Raw genomic sequence first — 21,559 nt, forward strand, 5'->3', positions numbered from 1 at the left:
TATTGTTACAGAAATATGAAAAATGTATTACAAGGTATAATTTTTATTTGAAAAATGCCACCCTTAGGGATATAATTTTGTTTAGAGATATTCCAAGAGGTGGCAATATTTTTTACCAAAAAATCAATATCAGGAGAGGATTGTAATTGGAAATAAAAGAGTATATTTTGATCATCAGAAAAAGATTAATTTTAATTATATCAATTACATTTATTTCTACCTTAATAGCGGGGATACTCAGTTTTTATATCCTTCCACCTATTTACAAAGCAACAGTTACATTATTTGCGGGGCGGTCAAACAACGACAGCTCAAATGATAATATTCAGGCACTGTACAGTGATGTTTTGCTTGGGCAACAGCTTGTTAAGGATTACAGAGAAATTGCGGTGAGTAGAACAGTTTTAGAAAAAGTTATAAAAGAATTAAATTTAAAAATGACCACTGAAGAGTTGGGCAACATGGTATCTGTTCAACTTAAAAATGACACCCGTATCTTGATGATAAACATTGAAAGCAAAGACCCAAAGTTTGCTGCAACTGTTGCAAATAAACTTGCAGAAGTGTTTATAGAAGCAGTTCAGAGAATTATGAAGATAGAAAATGTTCAAATAGTTGACAGAGCGGTTATTCCAGACAAGCCAGAAAAACCCAAAAAACTTTTAAACACGGCAGTGGCATTTGTATTGGGTCTAATGATAGGGGTAGGAATTGCATTTTTCATTGAGTACTTAGACAATACTATCAAAACACCTGACGATGTTGAAAAGTACTTGGAACTGCCTGTATTAGCTGTGATCCAGGACATACACGAAGGAGGAATAAATGAATGACCGTTGCTAAAGAAGTAGTTGCTCTTTACCATCCTCGCTCGCCCATCACAGAAAGCTACAGGATGCTTCGAACCAATATTCAATATTCAAGTCTGGACAAGCCAATAAAGACCATAGTTGTCACAAGCACTGGCCCCTCAGAAGGGAAAACAGTTACATGCGCGAATTTGGCAGTTGTGATGGCCCAAGCAGGAAGTAAAGTTCTTGTAATAGATGCTGACTTGAGGCGCCCTGCTGTGCATAAAGTTTTTGGCGTTAGCAACAAAATTGGTCTTACTAATCTTCTTGTTGAAAACAAAAGCTTTGAGGAGATTGTTCAAAAAGACGGGGTTGAAGGATTAGATTTGATAACATCTGGTCCTATTCCACCAAACCCAGCTGAACTACTTGGTTCCAAGAAATTTGAAAATTTCTTAAATACAATTAGCCAAAGTTACGATTACATAATTATAGATACACCACCATGTGGAAGCTTGACAGATGCAGCTATTATTGGCAGAATTGTAGATGGTGTTATTCTGGTAGCGGCTGCAGGTGAGGTGCAGATTGAAGCAATCCAGCAGGCAAAGGAGAACTTGCAAAAAGTCAATGCAAATATAATAGGTGTTGTTTTAAATAAAGTAAAGCGCCAAACATCGAGTTACTATTACTATTATTACTACTACTATTACTACCAAGACGAAAACGGTGAGGTTATAAAGAAAAAAAAGATGGGCAGGAGAAGAAAGAGAGATGATAGATATACACTGCCATCTGATGGTGGGCGTTGATGATGGTGCAGAAGATTTGGATGAAGCAAAAAAGATGATTGGACTTGCAAAAAAAGAGGGTATAAATGAAATAATAGTCACACCGCATTATACATCAAGACTAAAATCTATATACGACACCAAATTTGAAGAAATTCAAAAAATAGCCCTTGAGGAAGGGGTGAGGCTACATAGAGGGTGTGAATATAAACTTCAGGATGCTTTGGTGCAGATAGATGACCTAATTACACTTGCCAGTTCTGACTATGTGCTGATCGAAATTACCCAAGGTTTTCTAGCAGAATATGTGCTAAATCAGATTTACGAGCTAAAACTTTGTGGCTATGAAGTGATAATTGCTCATCCAGAAAGGTCGTTTGAGAAAAAGGATATTGACAAGCTAAAAAAGTTAGCAGAAATGAATGTTTACTTTCAACTGACGGCGGCAAGCTTTATCGGTGCTTTCGGCAGGCAAATTCAGAAGCTTTCACAAGAATTACTAGAAAGAGGACTGTGTCATTTTATCGCATCAGATGCTCACAACAAAAGCTCAAGACAGTTTTGTTTTCAAGAGGCGAAAAAATATCTAAAAGGTAACTACAATGAACATTGGCAAATTGATCTATTATTTGAGCAAAACCAAAAAGCTATATTAAACGGAAGTGGGGAAGTTACAGCTCAACGCCTTACAAGAAAAAACTTTTTAAAAAGGTTATTTGGAAGTAGAGGGAGGTATGGATAATGAAAAGATTTAAAAGGGCAGTCAGCTTAGTAGTAGTAGCTGTGTTTCTACTGGCTAATGTACTTGCCTTCGCAGCAACACCGCTTGATAATTGCAAGTCGACAGCAAAAGCACTTTTGAGCCAGTTAGTAGATAAAATAAAAGCTTCTGGCTCTGCACAGCAAACAGCTGAAGTTATAAGCAAGTTTATAAGTGGCAGTGGGAGAACTGCGCTTGTGAATGCTTTCAACCAAATAGCGCAGGGGCCTGGCGCTGCTCAAAGACTTGAAAGTGCACTGGGATTAAACCCAACAACCTTGGGTCAGCTTCTTGATTGGATGGCAAGTTACCAAGGTGGAGGCGGCAAGAACTGGTTTGTAAATTTGGTAAGTCTTTCAGGGGATGCTCTGAATAGCGCACTTGATACTGCAGCAAATGACCTTGTGAATAAGTATGTTCAAACAGTCGGTGGAGATGTTTACAAAGCTGAATATCAGCTGAACAAAATCAATGCAGCGGTTACATTGTTTAATACTTCTACATCAGATTTAAAACCTATAAAATATGATTTAAATGGTAACTTCAACGTATATGATACAGGATTCAACAATTTGTTTAACCTTCTGAATGGAGTTTTGGGTAATCAAATCACTGGAGAAGAAAATAAAGCTAATTTGAGAAATGCATTTCAAACAATAGTCAATGCAGTCAACTCCATTGCAGACCCGACAGAAAAACTTGGCGCAAAAGCGCTACTTCAAGCACTTGGTCTTTTGTATGTTGAAAGCGTGCCATCAACAGGTGGTGGAACAGTACCAGGCACAGGTGGAGGAACAACTACTACTCAACCTACAACAAGCCAGCAACAACAGCAAACAACTCAACCAGCTCAACAACCAAGCCAGCAAACCCAGCCAACAACTACAACAGAATTGTCTAAAAAACTTGATGAAGCTATAGCACAGGGTAATACTGCTCAGATAAGGGAGGTTGTTAATACATTATCATCAGTTTTGGCAACTGTAAAAAATACTGAGGAAGCAGTCTCAAGTTTAAAAGAAATTTCAGGAAAAGTGGCAACTGCTCTTGATAAAATTTCTGATGTTTCACAAGTTAAATCTATTGTAAATGGTTTGACAAATGCTATTAATGTTGTTGCGGCAAATGTTCAAAAACAATCGATATCAAATGTCGAAAAATCACTTAAGCTTGAAAGCCTTAAATTCGAAGCAGTAGGTTTATTGTTAAGAGCTTATGAGGCAACTGCAGTAACTCCACAAAAAAGTGAAGATGCATCAAAAGTGACATTTAAAGTAAGTGCTAACGACATTGCTTTGGCTATGTCAAAAACAAATGAGATCGCATCAGGTATTCAAATTTCTAATTCAGTTGTTAAAAAGTCATTAAATCTTGTGGGTGTTTCAGTTGCTATTAATGCAACATCAAATAAAGATACATCTGTTATGTTTGATAAAGAATCTATCGATAAAATAAAGAGCGATAATAAGATAGCAAATTTACTTATAAAGACACAGAATGCAAGTATTGTAGTTCCAGTATCTACTTTAACTAAAGACAAATTTGAACTTAAAATCACACCAAAACAGATATCAAACTCACTTTCTCAAGCAGTGGATGTGAATATTGTTGTAGGAGATAATGTCCAAGATAAATTTGACAAGCCAGTTGTGTTACTACTCAAGCTCAACAGCAAGATTGCAGATGAATCAAAGGTATCTGTTTATAGAGTATCAGATGGTAAAACAGAGATTGTTCCAGGTATATATGTATCAACAACAAATAGCTTTTTGGTTGAAAGAAAGTCTCTTAGCACATACTATGTAGGCAACTATAACAAGACATATTCAGATGTAGACTCAAATGCTTGGTATTATAAGAATGTTCAGCTAATATCTGCAAAAGGCATAACAGATGGCTATCCAGATGGCACATTCAGACCAAACAACAATGTTACAAGAGCTGAGTTTGCAAAGATGGTTGTTGAGACATTCCAGTTTGACACAAGCGGACAAGCTGTATCTAAATTTGAAGATGTAAAAGAATCAGATTGGTTCTATCCGTACGTTGCAACACTGTATAACTTGGGAATCATTAGTGGTAGAAGCGAGACCGAGTTTGTACCAAACGCACCGGTTACAAGAGAAGAGATGGCAAAGATGATATCACTCGCACTTGTCAAAGTAGGAAAAGTTTCTCTATCTGCTATACCAACGCTTAACTTCACAGATGACTCAAGCATCTCAACTTGGGCTAAGAAGTATGTGGCTGTTGTTGTTGAAAACGGAATTATGGAAGGAAGAGGCAATAATACATTTGCACCAAAGGCAAACGCAACAAGGGCTGAGGTTGCAACAGTTATTGTAAGAGCATTGGTAAAATAAAGACCATAAGTAGGTTACAATACAGAAATGAAAAAATAGAATATGCCTTGAGGTCTCTGGATTTGAGGCCTCAAGGCTTCTTTTAAAAGTTTTAAAAGGTGTGATGTAGTTGAAAAGACGAAGAAAAACTCTTTTGATGATAGTGGGAATCACACTTATTTTAATTGCAATAATTTTGGCAATAGCTTTTGAAAAAGCCTTGAACTCAGTTTTGCCTCCTGAGATGGTAAAAGAACTTTTAAATGATAAAAGTCTGAACAAAGAACTTAGCAGCCTAATTAACGATGAGAACATTGCCAAAGATGTTCAAAGTGCTGTTTATGACCAGGACAAGCTAAAAAAGGATTTGGCACAGGCAGAAGGTAGTAACGCAGCAGTCACTCCTTCAAAACCTGCTATTGATAAAAACTTGCCAGCAACCAATGAGATTAAAGGCAAAACTGGCAACCAGGATTCTAAAAGCCAAGAACTATCTAATGCTGCAAACACAAATAATAAATTCCAGAGTAGCTTAAACAAAAATACCCCTAAAAATGAACAAAACTCTTCTTCGCCAAAACAGGACAGATTGAGTATTTCAACCTCTGACCAATTAGAAGCTGCTAAGATTGTTCTTTCTGTTATGTCAATGGGTGAGATAAAAGAACTTGTTAGCCTCTACAAATCAGGCAAGAAGAATGAAGCTATACAACGAGGGGTTATGATTTTAAAACAAAGATTATCACCTGAGCAAAAGAAAAGATTGATGGAGCTATATTTCAAATATAAGTGATTTTAAAAGAAGGTGTTTTTATGAAAAGAGCATTAATTACGGGGATAACTGGTCAGGACGGTGCATATTTAGCTGAGTTTTTGCTTGAAAAAGGTTATGAAGTTCATGGTATAAAAAGACGTACTTCATTAATTAATACCCAAAGAATAGACCATCTTTATGAAGACCCGCATGTTGAAAACCAACGTTTTTACCTGCACTATGGCGATTTAACAGATTCCACAAACCTAATTAGGATAATCCAGGAAGTTCAGCCTGATGAAATATATAATTTAGCCGCTCAAAGTCATGTAAAAGTTTCATTTGAATCACCTGAATATACCGCAAATGCAGATGCGCTCGGCACTCTAAGACTTCTTGAAGCAATTAGAATTCTGAAGCTTGAAAACAAAACACGATTCTATCAAGCATCAACAAGTGAATTGTTTGGAAAAGTTCAAGAGATTCCTCAAAAAGAAACCACACCATTTTATCCACGAAGTCCATATGCTGTTGCAAAGCTGTATGCTTACTGGATCACTGTTAATTACCGTGAAGCATATGGGATATTTGCATGCAATGGAATACTGTTCAATCATGAATCACCTATTAGGGGCGAGACTTTTGTAACCAGGAAAATAACCCGAGCAGTTGCTCGGATTAAATATGGTTTGCAAGATAAGCTCTATTTGGGCAATCTTGATGCAAAAAGAGACTGGGGCTATGCAAAAGACTATGTAAGGGCTATGTGGATGATATTGAATCATGATGTACCCGATGATTATGTAATTGCCACAGGTGAGACACATAGTGTTAGGGAGTTTGTAGAGAAGGCTTTCAAGTATGTTGATATAGATATCGAATGGGTTGGACAAGGAGTAGATGAAAAGGGGATAGATGCAAAAACAGGAAAAGTTCTGGTTGAAGTTGATCCAAGATATTTCAGACCAACCGAAGTTGATATATTAGTTGGTGATGCAACAAAGGCAAGACAGGTTCTTGGGTGGCAGCCAACAGTTACGTTTGATGAGCTTGTAAAAATTATGATGGAAAGCGATTTAAAAGAAGCTGAAAGAGAGCTTTTCAACAAAGAAAATGGCTATGCTTATCAACCATCATATTTAGAATGAGGGGTCTTAAAAGATGGAAAAGTCGAGCAAGATATTTGTTGCAGGTCACAGAGGGCTTGTTGGCTCTGCAATAGTAAGAAGACTACAAAAAGAAGGCTATACAAACCTTGTTTTGAAAGGCAGAGAAGAAGTTGATTTGACTCGCCAGGAAGAGGTTGAGAGATTTTTTGAAAAGGAAAGACCAGAATATGTTTTTCTGGCTGCTGCAAAAGTTGGAGGAATTCATGCAAACAGGACATATCCTGCAGAGTTTATATATCAGAATTTAATGATTGAGTGCAATGTAATACACAGTGCTTACAAGTATGGAGTAAAAAAATTATTGTTCTTGGGAAGCTCTTGCATTTATCCAAGAGAATGTCCTCAGCCAATGAAGGAAGAATATTTACTCTCTGGGTATTTGGAACCTACAAACGAAGCATATGCGGTAGCTAAAATTGCAGGGCTTAAACTGTGTCAGTACTACAAAAGACAATATGGTGCAAATTTTATAAGTTGTATGCCAACAAATTTGTACGGCCCAAATGACAATTTTGATTTGAATTCATCGCATGTGATACCTGCTTTGATTCGCAAGTTTCATGAAGCTAAAATCCAAGGCAAACCCTATGTTGAAGTGTGGGGAACTGGGAAACCTTTAAGAGAATTTTTACATGTAGATGATTTAGCTGATGCTTGTCTATTCTTGATGAAGAATTACGATGATGAATTATGGATAAACGTGGGAAGCGGCGAAGAGGTCTCTATTGCAGAGTTAGCTAACATGATAAAAGAAATTTTGGGGTATAAGGGTGAAATAGTATTCAACCCTGATATGCCAGACGGGACGCCGAGGAAGCTACTTGACATAAGCAGACTTAAAAGCCTTGGTTGGGAGAGAAAGATTAGCTTATATGATGGTTTGAGGTCGACATATGAATGGTACGTTGAGAATTATAGATAAAAGGGAGAGACCTCAAATGCCTGATGAAGTAAAGATATGGAGGAAATTACTTTATAATTTAGCAGGGTTTGTTGCATTAACTTTGGCATATTTTGCAGCTTATCGATTTAGGTTCAACAAAGTTGATTTTTTTAATGAGAAATTATATTTTTTGACTTATGGTCTTATTATATTGTTTTGGTTTATATTAGTAATCAAGGTTTCAAAAGAATTAAGTTCAGATAAAATTGGACTAAAAGAGATTGTTTTAAATACGTCGAAAAGAGCATTGGCTATATTTATCTATGTATCTTGTATAGATTTTATTACAAAACTGGGTCTTAGCAGAATTGTGATTTGTACTTTTATACTAATTTACTTTTTGGTTGGTATTGCTCTAAAAATTCTTCTTATCAAAATTGAGAATATTTTGTTTAAATCTTTAATAAGAGATTATTACTTTGTTGTTATAGGAACAAGCGAAGATATCAAATTGATAAAAAACAGCAATCTTTTGAATTCTTATAACAAAAAAAACAAGATAACTACGATTGAGCTCAATTCTAAGAATGAAAATTTTTGTTCGTACACAATAGATAATCTTTGTCGTTTGATAAAATATTCAATAGTAGACGAAGTTGTTCTCTTATCAGAGTTTGAATTAAATAATGAGTTTTTAAAGAAAATTATTGAAATTTGTAAAGCAAGTGGACGGAAACTGAGGGTTGTTTATAAGAATAACATAGGTGTTGAAAAAGTTCAATTAAGTGTTGATGACAATAATCTTGTATTTGAATTCAAGCCAGTTGAAACAAGCTTTGCTTATATGTTTTCAAAGCGAGTACTTGATATATTAATATCATTGATAGCCCTTATACTTACGGCACCACTGTTTTTATTAATTGCAATATTTATAAAAATTGATTCTCCAGGTGGACCTGTATTCTTTGTTCAAGAACGTGTTGGGCTAAATGGTCGAAGATTTAAACTTATAAAGTTTAGAACTATGATACCTAATGCAGATAAAATGAAAGATCAATTAATGAAGTATAATGAAATGGACGGACCTGTTTTTAAGATAACCAATGACCCAAGAATAACAAGGGTAGGGAAAATATTAAGAAGGCTAAATCTTGATGAGCTTCCTCAATTAATAAATGTTTTAAAAGGAGAGATGAGCTTAGTAGGACCAAGACCATTGGAAACGAGAGAAGCTCTCGGCTGTGAATTTGAGCATCATATAAGACATTCAGTAAAACCAGGCTTAACATGTATTTGGCAGATTACTCACAATAGAAATGATGTTAGGTATAATGAGTGGATGAAGATGGATTATGAGTATGTAGTTAAAAAGAATCTGCTTTTGGATTTGTACTTAATATTCAAAACTTTTTTAGCAATAATAAAACTGAATGGAAAGTAGAGTAAATACTTTTTAAAGGTGAACCAATACTATGAAAGAATATTTGCTTAATAATATGAAATTACATTCAATAAGCAAAAAAGAACTATTAGAAAAGATAGGTATATGGGCACGAAAAAATGAGAGTAGAGTTGTTTGTTTTGCAAACGTCCATATGGATATTGAGTGTGTTGAATCGGAGAAGGTGAAAGAAGCTGTAAATTCAGCAGACATAGTTTGCCCGGATGGAATGCCATTAGTCTGGTGGCTAAAAAGGAAGGGGGAACATGAACAAGAGCGACTTGATGGACCATCAATGATGTTGGAAATTTGTAAATATGCTCAGGAAAATAATTTGAAGATAGGGCTTTACGGAAGTGAAAAGGATGTTTTGAATGCACTTATAGATAATCTAAAAAAAATGTTCAATGCTTTGAAAATTACTTATTCCTATTCTCCACCATTTAGGGACCTCACACCAGAAGAGGAAGAAAAGATTTTGGAAGAAATAAATCAAAGCAAGACACAGATATTATTCGTTAGCCTTGGTTGTCCAAAGCAAGAAATTTGGATGAGCAAGAATAAAGGAAAGATAAATGCTGTGATGTTAGGAGTTGGTGCAGCGTTTAATATGCACGCCGGTAAAATTAAAAGAGCTCCGTTGTGGATGCAAAGAATGGGGCTTGAATGGTTGTATAGGCTTATAAAGGAGCCCAGGAGATTATGGAGAAGATATCTATATACAAACTTGAAATTTATCAAACTTTTAGCTACCAAAAAATGAAAATTTGAAAGGTGAGATAAATTCGGGATGAAAGTTTTACTTGTTCATGAATTTTATCGCCAATATGGTGGTGAAGATAGAGTATTTGAGCAAGAAAAAAGATTACTGCGTGAAAATGGAATTGAAGTTTATGAATACACATTTCATAACTCAGATATTTCTCTTTTTCAGTTACCTTTTTTAGTGAAAAATATGATATTTAACAGAAAAACTTATAAAGATGTGAAAAGGATAGTTAGAGAAAATAAAATTGATGTAGTTCATTGCCATAATATTTTCCCATATATATCTCCTTCTGTATATGTTGCAGCAAAAGAAAGTGGCGCAAAGGTTATACAAACATTACACAACTATAGATTTATATGTCCCAATTCTACGTTTTACGATTATAAGAAAAATAAGATATGTACGAAGTGTCTTGATAAGGGCATAATAAATGCAATAACGTCTGATTGCACCTATGATTGGATGCGAAATGTAGTTCTTGCTTTGGTAAATACAATTTATAAGAGAAAAAATATATTCGATCATGTAGATAAATTTATAGCACTGACTAACTTTTCAAAAAATATATTCGTTAAATTTGGAATACCTGCTGAAAAGATTGCGGTAAAGCCAAATTTTATTTTTGAAGAAGATATAAAACCAGTTTATGAAAAAGAAGATTACATTATTTTTGTTGGACGGCTTTCATATGAAAAAGGAATAATGACTTTGTTGCAGGCAATGAAAGAATTAAATGATGAGGTAAAACTTTTGATAGTAGGTGATGGGCCTTTAAGAGATGAGGTAATAAAGTTTATTCAGAAAAATAACCTGAAGAATACAAAATATTTGGGACCACAAAAGCGGGAAAAGGTTTTAGAACTAATTGGAAAAGCAAAATTCTTAGTTTTTCCAAGTTTGTGGTTCGAGGGATTTCCGATGGTTTTATTGGAGGCATTTAGTGTAGGAACTCCAGTTTTAGCGAGTAATTTGGGTGGTATACCTGAGATTGTAGAAGAGGGGGTAAATGGACGGTTGTTTGATCCGTGTGAAAAAAATAATATTGCTTATATCATAGATAAATTAGCTTGTAAGATAGTATATAAGAATACTGTGCAGATAAAAAATATATGGTTGGAAAAATATAACTTTGAAATATATAAAAGTATCTTGGGGTGTAGCTCTTGAATTTTTCTATTGATGGTTTAAAATAATGTAGTTAAACAAGAGGGTAGACAGATTTTTGCCTTATTAAGTAAAAGATAATGCGATAATGTGAAGTGTTTTAGTATTAAAATGGACGAGAAATTGAAAGTAAGTAGATGTTTAAGTATTTGTTATGAACATTTTGTGTGGTTATTTTTAGAATTATCTAGAATTAAAGTATTGTAATTAATTTAATTGATAAAAACAAAAGTGAGAGAATAAAAGGATTATCTATTAACATATTTTGGAAGTTGTAAAATAGATAAAATTTGAGCAATTTTATGTGACCACCTACATATAGGAATTGCTTTAAGTGGAGGAGTTATATATTGAAAATAGGAATTATTATACCTTATTATGGCGAATTTCCGAGTTATTTTGATTTAGTGCTTAAGTCTATGAAAAATCAGCAAAACTATTATTTCATTTTTTTACTGATAGAAAAATTAAAGATTCTTACAGACTGCCACCTAACGTGATTTCTTATTATTTGTCATTTAACGACTTAGTAAGGTTTATTGAGGGTAAATTTAAGGATTTAAAAATACAATTGAGATATCCATATAAACTATGCGATTTTAAGCCAGCTTAAGGATATATGTTTAATGAGTTTTTAAAGGGTTACGATTGGTGGGGATATTGCGACATTGATGTTATTTTTGGAGATCTAAACAAATTTATAGCGGTTGAGATTCTTAACAAATATACTAGAGTGTTATGTAGAGGACATTTAACAATGTATAGGAACATGGAAGAAGTTAATAACTATTTTCGATTATATCATCCCTCAATATCATATAAAGATGTGTTCGCTAATAAAAAAACAGTAGGGTTTGATGAGTGGAATGGTATCTTTAAGATATTGCAATTCAATAAAATTCCACAATTTCATGATGAATTTATTGCTAATATTGTTCCAGAAAGGAGAAAATTGACACTAACAATCCAAGAAAGGAATTATCGCTATCAGTTTTTCGTATATGACAGAGGAAAAATATATCAATATTTCATTACGCAATCAGAAATCAAAAAGAGAGAATTTGCATATATTCATCTTCAGAAAAGAAATTATAAACCACATAAATTATCGCGGGACTGTGAAAGATTTGTTATAAAGGAGGACGAGTTTATTGAATTTGATGATAATAAAATAAATGAGTATTTTAATTACCGATATAGTTTTAGGGACGTAGTTTATCCATGGCAAAAGAAAATGAGACAGTTAAAAAGGAAAATAAGGAATTGGTGGTCTGGAAGTTAGAATCAGTTAAAAGATAGAATAGAATATTCATTAGTTTTCTATATTATCATTCTTTTAGAGCATTTTCCTTACTATCTTACAAAGCATAAATAATTGAGATATTTGGTATTTTTTAGATGCATGGAAACTTTAAACGAAAGTCGTAAGATTAAATGTAAAAATCCATATAGTAAGTAGAATTAGGAGGAAATTAATAGGAATGATGAGAAACAAAGTGTTAAAGCATATAACCTATGATATGGTTCTATCAAGTATTATAATTGCACTTATACTTGTACTTCCCCATGTAGTTAATGACTACATAGTAATGACAATCAGAGGAATTGACATATATATTTTAGATGTTCTGTTATTGCTGTATTTTTTGAGTCCAATTGGGTTAAAGATGTTATTCAGTTATTTAAATTTCAGAAGAAGTAATGTGTGCAAAATTGGGTTGAATTTATGGATTTTATACATAACGTTTAATGCTCTATATTCAATTATGTATCAGGGTAATGATAAAAATGCCGTACTTGGTTATCTTAGAATATATGTATATTATTCACTACTATTCATAATTATTTCAAACTTTAATAGTCCCAAAATTGAAAGATTTTTAATTTTTACAAGCGGTTTTTTGATTAGTTTCTATGCTATATTTAATTTAGTAATGGGAAAAGGTTACAGAGATGACATATTCACGATCAATCAATATATAGACACTAGAAGATATATTTCCTACGTATATGGAACAATTCTTTTTTTACCTTTTAATCTGTTATTATGGGAAGTTATACATAATAAAACAAAAAAGAAGCATATTTTCTTGTTTGGAATGTTAACAATTGCTATCATCATATCAAATTATAGAACAATATGGTTAAATCTATTGATGACAATTCTTATTTGGTTCATCATTTATATTAGATATACGAAAAAGAGCTTGAGAGTAATTAAAAATGTTTTTGTATCAGGTTTGCTTCTTTTTTTCTCCTTAGAGATACTTATTAATTATTTCAATTACCAAAAAGTTTATGGTATAAAACTAAAAAATGAAGGATTAATGATAGCATTTGAAACGAGAAAAATTTTATTAAGTTCTTCAATTTATATTTTTAAAAAATTTCCTTTATTTGGAGCAGGAATAGGATATCAAAATCCATTTGACTTATTTACTGTCCATAATGATTTTGTTCAAATATTGAGGGATACAGGATTAATTGGGTTTACTTTGTTTTTACTGATGATATATTTCGCATTCAGTAGATTTTTGCGAAGCAAAAGTTCAAACAATATTGAATATAACTTTAACCATGAAACATTACCTTATATTGTGGCACTAATTAATTCTTGTGTGACAGCATTGTTTCAACCATTTTTTATACAGAGAATAGGTTATGCATATCTGATGTTTTTGATAGGGTTGATTAATAAAGAAAGAGTTAATGCAGATACTGAAAGGAGGCAACTAAATCAGTGAGAATTTTTCATATTGGAATATTTGAAGATCATGAATTGGGTGGCGATATTATTTTTAATAAAGGGTTTATCAGAAATGGAGTAGAAGTCGTGAATTTTGATTATAGAAGTTATGCTAAAAAGTATGGTCTACAAAGAATGAATAAAGAAATTTTAGAAAGATGCACTGATAATTTCGATATAGTGTTTATCGGAAAAGGTGAACTGATTTTACCAGATACTTTAAGAGAAATTAAAAGAAAACGATTAGTTACCTCTCTGTGGTTTGGTGATATATGTGTTAATCCTCCTGAGTTTTTAAAATACTTATTACCATACGTAGATTTTTTCTTTATGACTTCGAAAGGTAGAATGTTGCGAAAATATTATTCTATTTGTAGACCAAAGGTTGGATCTTATATTATCAACCCAGTAGATCCAGACTTAGCGAATAAATATAATTCAATAGTTACAAAGGATCTTGATATTGTTTTTACAGGGAATTTTTACAAGCAAATCTCATCTGAAAGAAGGGAAGTTATTTATTATCTTTTAAATAGAAAGGATGTGAGTTTTTTCGGAACAATTGAAAAGCTATTACTTTGGGATAAAAGATTTTTAATGTTTTTGAAGAAAAATATTTTAGAAGGAAGGTTTAATCCTTATATAAGAGGGACTGAATATATTAATGTAATCAAAAGAACAAAAATTGGAGTTGGAGCGAATAATTTCTTTAATATAGAAGGTTACTTTAGTGATAGATTAATGCATTATGGGACATTTGGAACATTTTTTATTAGCAATTATTTTCCAGGTATAGAGCATTTATTTGAAATAGGAAGAGATATTGTTGTATATAGGAACATAGATGAACTTGATAAATTTATTAACTATTACTTGCATAATGACGAAGAAAGAGAAACAATAGCAAATAATTTAAAAAGCAAATTATTAGAGGAATACAACAATACAAAGATATGTAAGTTGATATTAGAGATAATTCAAAATGGAAAGAGTGATTTGTATGAATGGATTGAAATAGTGAAATAGATTTGTAAATCCAAATAAAGTTACGTAAATAAAATTTTGTAAATTTGTCTTTTCAATATTGCAAAAATGAAAGGAGAAAAAACAATGAATATTGGATTTGTATCAGTATGGATGGAAAGAGGAGCGGCATATGTAACTAAAACATATATAGATATTCTTAAAGAAAAACATGATGTGTATGTATATGGGAGAGGTGGTGAAAAATATGAAAAAGAAATGTTACCATGGACTAATTACAAAGTTACATGGGGCTATCGAATAGGTGGTACTCGAATAATATGGGAGCATTTTAAAAAGTGGTTGTTAAAGAATAATATAGATGTGGTCTTTTTTAATGAACAAAGAGAAATAGATGTAGTAATTAAGTTAAGAAAATTTTTTCCTGAGATAAAAATAGGAACATATGTAGATTATTATAAGGAAGACAGCATTCGTGAGTTTTACTTATATGACTTTTTGATTTGCAATACAAAAAGGCATTACGAAGTCTTTAGTAACCATCCTCAAGCTTTTTATGTTAAATGGGGCGTTGATTGTGAACTATTTCGACCAATCGAAAAAGAAGGAAACAGTGAATTAGTATTTTTTCACTCTGCAGGCATGTCCAATAGAAAGGGTACAGATCTTTTAATAAAAACTTTTATCAAAAATAGACTTTATGAAAAATCAAAATTAATAGTACATACACAACGTGATTTGAATTTTTTGTCGGCAAATATTAATGACTACAATATTGAAATAATTAATAAAACTGTAACAGCTCCAGGATTGTATCATTTGGGCGATGTCTATGTATACCCTACATATCTTGATGGGTTGGGTTTAACAATTTATGAGGCTTTAGCGTGTGGGCTACCAGTAATTGCGACTGATTATGCTCCAATGAATGAGATAATAAATGAGGAAGTTGGTAAGTTAGTGAAAGTTAAGAAAATATATTGTAGAGCCGACGGATATTATTGGCCTTTAACTATATGCGATGAAGAAGAATTGGCAAGAGCAATGATGTACTATATCGACAACTTTGGAGTGTTAAAGATATTTAAAGAAAAGGCAAGAAGATATGCTGAAAAGGAATTAAATATCGAAGACAGAAAAAAGCAAATAATAGATATTTTTGAAAATACTCGTATAATAAAGATGAACAAACAAGATATTGAATTACTTGAGAAAGACATTTTAGCAAGAAAAGTGAAAGTGATAAAAAACGAAATATTTGATCTTCTACCAGATGTATTAAAACTGGTAATTGCCCGCTTTATAAAAGTGTAGAAGTTTATATGAAGATTATATTTTAGAAATTTTAGAGAAAATAGTTTTATAGGGATGTTGAATAAAAGTATTAATAAAATAGCTGACAAATAAGATGCAAAAAAATAACAATTTCCATTTATAATAAGCTATTAAATAAAAAATACAGCAAACAAATTAATAAATCACTCATAAAGAAAAAATAAGAAATAAGGTAGCACTGCAGAGTAGCTCGTCACAAAAAATTATTTGTGAAAAGTTATTAATGCGAGTCCTACTGTTAATCTAAGTAAGTAAGTAAGTAAGTAAGTAAGAAAATATTTAATATAATCGTCATTAAAGCCCTATTAAATAATATTCCTTTAACTTTTAAAAAATCTACTGGCTTAGTAGGCATTATTGCAGATGTTGTTGGTAGTCTTAAGGTGATAGAATGTAGATAGTTCAAATATTATATTTAAGAGGGCTGTAGCAAATTTTACACAAAGTTATGTAGGGGAAAGGTAGAAAGATTAAAATTGGAAATTATTAGACATTTGAGAGAGTACAAAACACGATTTAATTTTGTGGGACATATTCTGCGGAGAAAGATAATGCGATTGTTTTACGGTGACTTACATAGTTAAATAAACGGGAGTGGTAGAATGAAATGTTTAATTTTTCAACGTTTTATTCCTTTTTACAGAGAAGAGTTTTTTAGAAGAGTTCAAATTGAATTAGAGAAAAAGAATATCGAAGTATTTTTTGCTTTCGGAGAAACGAAACAGCAAACCGGAAGAAGTGGAAAAAAGTTTGACAAAGTTGATTTGAACAATAAGATATATTGTCCATATATTGAAATTAGTTTATTTAATAGAAATATAAGACTAAATAAAAAAGTTTTCTCAACTATATTAAAAATAAGACCTGATGTTATAGTATTTGAGGGTATAATTAGCAATATCAGTAATTGGATAATTGTGTTACTTTCTAAGGTCTTAAAAATAAAAATTATTGCATGGGTTCTGGGATGGGAAGAGAAGAAAAGTCTCATAAAAAGATTGCTATTAAAGTTGTTATATAAGAATGTAGATGTTTTCTTCGCTTATAGTACATCATCTAAAAAATATTTAAATAAATTAGACATAAAAGACGACAAGATTATAGTAGTTTATAACACTATAAATGAAGAGAACATATTAAAGAACATAGAAAAAGCAGAACAAGAGGCGGTAGAAATAAGGAGAAAAATGAATTTAGATGAGAAAATAGTTCTACTCTATTGTGGAGCTATGATCAAAGAAAAAAAACTAGAAATTCTGTTAGATTCCATGAAAAAACTTTCTGATTGCATCCTGATTATTGTAGGCGATGGCAATGACATGGATTATTATAAGAAATATGTAATTAACAAAAAGATAGATAATGTAATATTTATTGGTAGAATAGTCGAAGATGTAGACAGTTATTTCCAAGCTGCTGATATTTTTGTTATGCCTTATCAAGGTGGTTTAGCATTGAACCAAGCCATGATTCATCAAAAACCCATAATTTGCGGTAAAGCAGATGGGAGCGAATACGATTTAGTAATAAATGGATATAATGGATTTAGAGATGAGGATTTGACCCCAGACAAGATAGTGGCATATGTTGAAGAAATAAAAAAGATAGGGATAGAAAGAATGGGGAAAAATTCGTTGAGTATTTTATTTGAGAAAGAAATTCTATTTGCAAAATTTATTGAGAGATTCGTAAATGGGATTGTTAAAGTTTCATTATACAATAAAGACAAACAGTAAAATATCAAAAGAACTTTTGAGGAAGAAACTTCCTTATGTTTGTTGTATAATTATTAAATGAAACAGGAAAGAAAACGTTAGATTCACAATTTCAGATCATGCGTGATATTGAACGACGAAGAAAGATCTTATAAGGAAGATTTAATGGAAAAGTATAACTTAGTTGTTTTGGATTGGAAGTTTTGATGTGGAAGAAAATTTCACGTTTTTATTAGATGTTATTGGTAAATTATAAAAAAAGAAGAATAGAGAATTTCACATGATAATGTTGACAATGGAGAAGAAAAAACAAAAGAATATTTTTTTGAGTATGCTTAAGATCTAGAGATAATTAACGATGTAGGAAATTGTTATTCTGCAAAACAAAATGAAGTAATCAATTTTTATAAATCTGCATGCGTGTTTATTTTACCAGGTTATTATGAAATTTATGGTGTAATTTTACATAAAATTATGTAATTTACTGTAGCAGTAATATGTTTATGTAATGGGGGTACAATGAAAATAGAATTGATTAAAAATGGTTATAATGGATTTATCGTCAATGATTTAGATGTAAATAAATGGGTTGATATAATTATAAAAGTGGTTAATGATGCCAACTTAAAAGGAAGATTGTTACGAATACAATAAAAACTGTAGAGAAATATTTTGTTTGGGATGTGTTAATTGAGAGGTTTATGCCAAATCTTTATTAGAGTAGTTATAGGATGCTTTACAGAGGGGGAATATGTTATAAACTAATTAGGGGGGCAAAATTTTATGTTGCAGATTGATATAGAAAAGACAAAAAGATACTACAATATTAACAGTCAAATAAGTTTAAATAATTTAACATTGGTTATGGATTTTTTACCTCTGAAAATGATTAGGTTTTTTCATAAATATGTCTAAAAATGTGATGAGTATCTATATAAGCAAAGTTTGATAGATTTAATACCAAATGGCAAATTAAGATTTTTGATAAGAGTTGATGATTTTCCAAGGTGGGATTTAGGGTTAGGTGAATTTTATGAATTTCATAATATCATGGTTAGCAATAACGTTGACTATGTGATAGGTTTAACTCCTTTTTTGAGTTTTTATGAACCAAAATTCAATCCGATTGATGAAAATTATATTAAGGCAATTAAAGAATTGAATTTAAACTATGCATTGCATGGTTTTAATCATTATAATTATTATGAGTCCGGCAAAAAACTAGGTGAAATCAATTATTATAGTGATATTGAGTTAGAGAACTTACTAGCAAAAACATATGCATTTTTCCAAGAAAATGAGTTAAAATTACCGGACGTATTTATTCCACCCTTTAATGCGTTATCAAAGAATAATTATAACGTATTAAAGAAATATTTTAAAATTATTTGCGAGGGACCGTTAACATTATCAACGATGCCAGAGTTAAAGCCAATTATGGGAGTATTTATAGGGGAGAGCCTATATTTACCATCATATTTTCCGTATTATAGTGTGGCAAAGGATATTATGAGGGCAATTCAAAGAACAAAGTTAAAAGACAAGAATTTAATTATCCCAATAACGATCCACTGGGCATGGGAAAAAAGTACGAATTATTTGTATTTGAAAGAGTTATTGGAGTTAATAAAATATGATGTACTAAACTGGTGTGAATTGGTGACCATCGTTGAAGAAATAAATGCTGGAGTTAAGTAAATTTGAGCTCAAAGTTATTATCTTATGAATAAAATATAATTGTTCAAATTTTTAATCCGTAGTATGTCAAAATAGGTAAATGTTCTTAGAAGGAGAGGTTGATAGATGACTACATATCTGTGCACGTGGCTTTATTTAGAAGAAAAAGGAAAAGAAAGTTATTATCCACAGGTGGATTTAAAATCATCTTCTTATATTTTTCAGAAAATATATTGGAAATGTGTTGCAGTGTTTTTTTATTCAGCGGTTTTGTTTAATAAGGAAAGAAATGATGTAAAATACTTATTTTTCACCAATATAAATAAAGAGTTGATTCCAAATAATTTGGATGGCTTTGATCTGAAAAAGTTTCTTGAAAAAGAAGAGATAGAAGTTGTTACATTGCCATTAACATATGAAGTTCCACAAGATTATTTTTCGGCGTGGAGAAATCAGTTTTACATATTTGATGTATTTAAATATGTAACGACAAATGAAAAATATTGTATGGATGATAATTTTATTATACTTGACTGTGATTGCATAATAAATAATGATCTGGGTGAAATGCTCAAAAAACGGGAACAGCATAAGATATTATTATATTGTCTTGAATATGATATTTCTCAAGTAGTTAATGGTTTGAGTCGACAACAAATGAAAGAGGTTTATGAAGATATTTTAAATATAAAGCTTGATTGTGTTCCAAGGTATTACGGAGGAGAAATTGTTGCTGCAAAAAAAGAAGTAATAGTAGAGGTATATAAAGAATTTACAAATCTATTTCCTATCATGTTAGAGAGAAATAAACAGAAGAAACTAAAGTTTAACGAAGAGGCTCAAACACTCAGTTTTTTATACTACAAACTGGGGTTTGAAAACAATGAAGCTAATAAGTTTATAAAAAGGATTTGGACATCTCCAAAATGTTACAATTTTACGGAAGGTGATATGTATCTGCACATATTACATTTACCTTATGAGTAAAAATATGGTTACAATGAGTTATTTGCTAAGTTGAAAATGCTAGGCTTTAAATACGTTGATAAAGATTACTTTAAAAAATTATTAAAAAACACAATGAGGTTGCAAAAAAATAATGTTCTGGGTAACACTAAATTAATTTTGAGATGGATGAGATATAAAATATTAAAAGTTTTCTCTCGATAGACGAAGTTTAATTTTATCTAATTTGACAGAATAATCTAATAAGAATGTACTAAAGGGGTGATTACTTCATAAATGGATATTAAAGTTTTGCTACCAAGATTTATAAAGCTGAAGATTAAACAAATTTATTTTTATAAAAAATATGGTGCAAAAATTTATTCAGTGAATGTTGACATAAAATGCAAATTATCGAAAAATACAATGGTTTATAAAGATGTACATATAGGTAAGGATGTTATTATTGGTGATTATACGTATGTAAATTGTGGTTCTGTTATAGAAAGTGGTATAATTGGAAAGTATTGCTCTATTGGTCCCAGTGTAAAAATAGAGATCTCAGAGCATCCATATCATTTGGTTTCGACACACCCATTTTTGTACGAAAGAAAGTTAAAATTTATTTCAGATTCAGAAATTATTAGCAAATTGGAAATAAATAAGGAAGTACCCATTATTGGTAATGATGTTTGGATAGGGGCAAACGCAATTATTTTGAGAGGTGTAAAAATTGGAGATGGCGCTGTGATAGGAGCAGGAGCTGTAGTAACTAAAGATGTGGAACCTTATTCGATTGTTGGCGGTGTTCCTGCGCGACTAATCAAGTGGAGGTTTCCGCCAGAGATTAGAGAAAAGCTCCTAAGAATAAATTGGTGGGATTGGCCTGAAGAGAGAATAAAAGAAAATATTCACATGTTTTATGATGTTGAAGCTTTTTGTGCATGTTTTAGCATATAAAGTGGTAGTGGTAGTTTTTTTATACAGTAAGCACAGAGGAAAAAGTATTTTTTGTTCCAATTTAATGAAGACAATTGAAAAATATAATGTTCCAAAGGTGGTAGCAGTTTTAGGAATTCCTATGAAGGATTACTCTTCAGACGATGGACTAAGCCATGGTCACGATATAATAAATATCTTGCAGTCTCAAGAAGTTAAGGGTAAAAGCTTTTGACTCTGCAGTCAATAAAGACTACAATTTTAAAATTAGCTCTATGAAAGAAGCATTAGAAGATGTAAATGTTATTTTGTTTTAGCAAAGCATTGAGTTTGATAAGATAGTGGAATATGTAA

General features: G+C 31.6%; 18 protein-coding genes and 1 pseudogene. All 19 read left to right on the top strand.

Features of this window, described 5'->3' with window-relative positions; genetic code table 11:
• The first annotated feature begins 146 nt into the window (after positions 1–146).
• Positions 147–833: a YveK family protein gene (locus CaldiYA01_RS01540; RefSeq protein ID WP_207180643.1), complete on the top strand. Its 687-nt coding sequence runs from the start codon at positions 147–149 to the stop codon at positions 831–833.
• On the top strand, positions 830–1,603 hold the full coding sequence (locus CaldiYA01_RS01545; RefSeq protein WP_207180645.1) for a CpsD/CapB family tyrosine-protein kinase: 774 nt from the start codon (positions 830–832) through the stop codon (positions 1,601–1,603). The genes CaldiYA01_RS01540 and CaldiYA01_RS01545 overlap by 4 nt, the downstream gene beginning before the upstream one ends.
• Complete coding sequence (locus CaldiYA01_RS01550; RefSeq protein ID WP_207180646.1) at positions 1,566–2,324, top strand: tyrosine-protein phosphatase; 759 nt, start codon at positions 1,566–1,568, stop codon at positions 2,322–2,324. Before CaldiYA01_RS01545 ends, CaldiYA01_RS01550 begins: the two co-directional genes overlap by 38 nt.
• The gene (locus CaldiYA01_RS01555) at positions 2,324–4,705 is read left to right on the top strand and encodes an S-layer homology domain-containing protein (RefSeq protein ID WP_207180647.1); all 2,382 of its coding nucleotides are present in this window, start codon (positions 2,324–2,326) and stop codon (positions 4,703–4,705) included. Before CaldiYA01_RS01550 ends, CaldiYA01_RS01555 begins: the two co-directional genes overlap by 1 nt.
• A 109-nt stretch (positions 4,706–4,814) precedes the next feature.
• Positions 4,815–5,477 carry a hypothetical protein gene (locus tag CaldiYA01_RS01560; protein WP_207180648.1) on the top strand — a complete coding sequence of 221 codons (663 nt, stop codon included), beginning with the start codon at positions 4,815–4,817 and terminating at the stop codon, positions 5,475–5,477.
• Positions 5,478–5,497: 20 nt separating this feature from the next.
• A complete protein-coding gene (gene gmd, locus CaldiYA01_RS01565) occupies positions 5,498–6,586 on the top strand; it encodes a GDP-mannose 4,6-dehydratase (RefSeq protein WP_207180649.1) in 1,089 nt (362 codons plus the stop codon).
• 13 nt (positions 6,587–6,599) lie between these two features.
• Positions 6,600–7,529, top strand: coding sequence for a GDP-L-fucose synthase (fcl, locus tag CaldiYA01_RS01570; protein ID WP_207180650.1), 930 nt, complete (start codon positions 6,600–6,602; stop codon positions 7,527–7,529).
• A gap of 16 nt (positions 7,530–7,545) precedes the next feature.
• Positions 7,546–8,931 (top strand): exopolysaccharide biosynthesis polyprenyl glycosylphosphotransferase, encoded by a 1,386-nt coding sequence (locus CaldiYA01_RS01575; RefSeq protein ID WP_207180656.1) that lies wholly within the window; start codon positions 7,546–7,548, stop codon positions 8,929–8,931.
• Between the two features lie 31 nt (positions 8,932–8,962).
• A complete protein-coding gene (locus tag CaldiYA01_RS01580) occupies positions 8,963–9,694 on the top strand; it encodes a WecB/TagA/CpsF family glycosyltransferase (protein WP_207180658.1) in 732 nt (243 codons plus the stop codon).
• Between the two features lie 27 nt (positions 9,695–9,721).
• Positions 9,722–10,867 (top strand): glycosyltransferase family 4 protein, encoded by a 1,146-nt coding sequence (locus CaldiYA01_RS01585; protein WP_207180660.1) that lies wholly within the window; start codon positions 9,722–9,724, stop codon positions 10,865–10,867.
• Positions 10,868–11,283: 416 nt separating this feature from the next.
• Positions 11,284–12,146: pseudogene (locus tag CaldiYA01_RS12445) on the top strand (DUF6625 family protein).
• A 199-nt stretch (positions 12,147–12,345) separates the two neighbouring features.
• Positions 12,346–13,608, top strand: coding sequence for an O-antigen ligase family protein (locus CaldiYA01_RS01595; RefSeq protein WP_207180664.1), 1,263 nt, complete (start codon positions 12,346–12,348; stop codon positions 13,606–13,608).
• A complete protein-coding gene (locus tag CaldiYA01_RS01600) occupies positions 13,605–14,636 on the top strand; it encodes a glycosyltransferase family protein (protein ID WP_207180665.1) in 1,032 nt (343 codons plus the stop codon). Before CaldiYA01_RS01595 ends, CaldiYA01_RS01600 begins: the two co-directional genes overlap by 4 nt.
• 84 nt (positions 14,637–14,720) lie before the next feature.
• Positions 14,721–15,908, top strand: a complete 1,188-nt coding sequence (locus CaldiYA01_RS01605; protein WP_207180666.1) for a glycosyltransferase family 4 protein — start codon at positions 14,721–14,723, stop codon at positions 15,906–15,908.
• Positions 15,909–16,531: 623 nt separating this feature from the next.
• Positions 16,532–17,665, top strand: a complete 1,134-nt coding sequence (locus CaldiYA01_RS01610; RefSeq protein WP_207180667.1) for a glycosyltransferase family 4 protein — start codon at positions 16,532–16,534, stop codon at positions 17,663–17,665.
• 960 nt (positions 17,666–18,625) lie between these two features.
• The gene (locus tag CaldiYA01_RS01615; RefSeq protein ID WP_207180668.1) at positions 18,626–19,342 is read left to right on the top strand and encodes a DUF2334 domain-containing protein; all 717 of its coding nucleotides are present in this window, start codon (positions 18,626–18,628) and stop codon (positions 19,340–19,342) included.
• A 105-nt stretch (positions 19,343–19,447) separates the two neighbouring features.
• Positions 19,448–20,308 carry a hypothetical protein gene (locus CaldiYA01_RS01620; RefSeq protein WP_207180669.1) on the top strand — a complete coding sequence of 287 codons (861 nt, stop codon included), beginning with the start codon at positions 19,448–19,450 and terminating at the stop codon, positions 20,306–20,308.
• Between the two features lie 255 nt (positions 20,309–20,563).
• Positions 20,564–21,226 (top strand): CatB-related O-acetyltransferase, encoded by a 663-nt coding sequence (locus CaldiYA01_RS12450; protein ID WP_307729587.1) that lies wholly within the window; start codon positions 20,564–20,566, stop codon positions 21,224–21,226.
• Positions 21,227–21,290: 64 nt separating this feature from the next.
• Complete coding sequence (locus CaldiYA01_RS01630) at positions 21,291–21,440, top strand: hypothetical protein (RefSeq protein ID WP_207180670.1); 150 nt, start codon at positions 21,291–21,293, stop codon at positions 21,438–21,440.
• The last annotated feature ends 119 nt before the right edge of the window (positions 21,441–21,559 follow it).

It is taken from the genome of Caldicellulosiruptor diazotrophicus (assembly GCF_017347585.1).
Classification (GTDB): Bacteria; Bacillota; Thermoanaerobacteria; order Caldicellulosiruptorales; family Caldicellulosiruptoraceae; genus Caldicellulosiruptor; species Caldicellulosiruptor diazotrophicus.

Bases quoted from the DNA above. Each gene is read 5' to 3' on its own strand.
- CaldiYA01_RS01545 (WP_207180645.1), top strand. From the start codon at position 830: ATGACCGTTGCTAAAGAAGTAGTTGCTCTTTACCATCCTCGCTCGCCC.
- CaldiYA01_RS01550 (WP_207180646.1), top strand. From the start codon at position 1,566: ATGATAGATATACACTGCCATCTGATGGTGGGCGTTGATGATGGTGCA.
- CaldiYA01_RS01555 (WP_207180647.1), top strand. From the start codon at position 2,324: ATGAAAAGATTTAAAAGGGCAGTCAGCTTAGTAGTAGTAGCTGTGTTT.
- gmd (WP_207180649.1), top strand. From the start codon at position 5,498: ATGAAAAGAGCATTAATTACGGGGATAACTGGTCAGGACGGTGCATAT.
- fcl (WP_207180650.1), top strand. From the start codon at position 6,600: ATGGAAAAGTCGAGCAAGATATTTGTTGCAGGTCACAGAGGGCTTGTT.
- CaldiYA01_RS01575 (WP_207180656.1), top strand. From the start codon at position 7,546: ATGCCTGATGAAGTAAAGATATGGAGGAAATTACTTTATAATTTAGCA.
- CaldiYA01_RS01580 (WP_207180658.1), top strand. From the start codon at position 8,963: ATGAAAGAATATTTGCTTAATAATATGAAATTACATTCAATAAGCAAA.
- CaldiYA01_RS01585 (WP_207180660.1), top strand. From the start codon at position 9,722: ATGAAAGTTTTACTTGTTCATGAATTTTATCGCCAATATGGTGGTGAA.
- CaldiYA01_RS01595 (WP_207180664.1), top strand. From the start codon at position 12,346: ATGATGAGAAACAAAGTGTTAAAGCATATAACCTATGATATGGTTCTA.
- CaldiYA01_RS01605 (WP_207180666.1), top strand. From the start codon at position 14,721: ATGAATATTGGATTTGTATCAGTATGGATGGAAAGAGGAGCGGCATAT.
- CaldiYA01_RS01610 (WP_207180667.1), top strand. From the start codon at position 16,532: ATGAAATGTTTAATTTTTCAACGTTTTATTCCTTTTTACAGAGAAGAG.
- CaldiYA01_RS01620 (WP_207180669.1), top strand. From the start codon at position 19,448: ATGACTACATATCTGTGCACGTGGCTTTATTTAGAAGAAAAAGGAAAA.
- CaldiYA01_RS12450 (WP_307729587.1), top strand. From the start codon at position 20,564: ATGGATATTAAAGTTTTGCTACCAAGATTTATAAAGCTGAAGATTAAA.
- CaldiYA01_RS01630 (WP_207180670.1), top strand. From the start codon at position 21,291: ATGAAGACAATTGAAAAATATAATGTTCCAAAGGTGGTAGCAGTTTTA.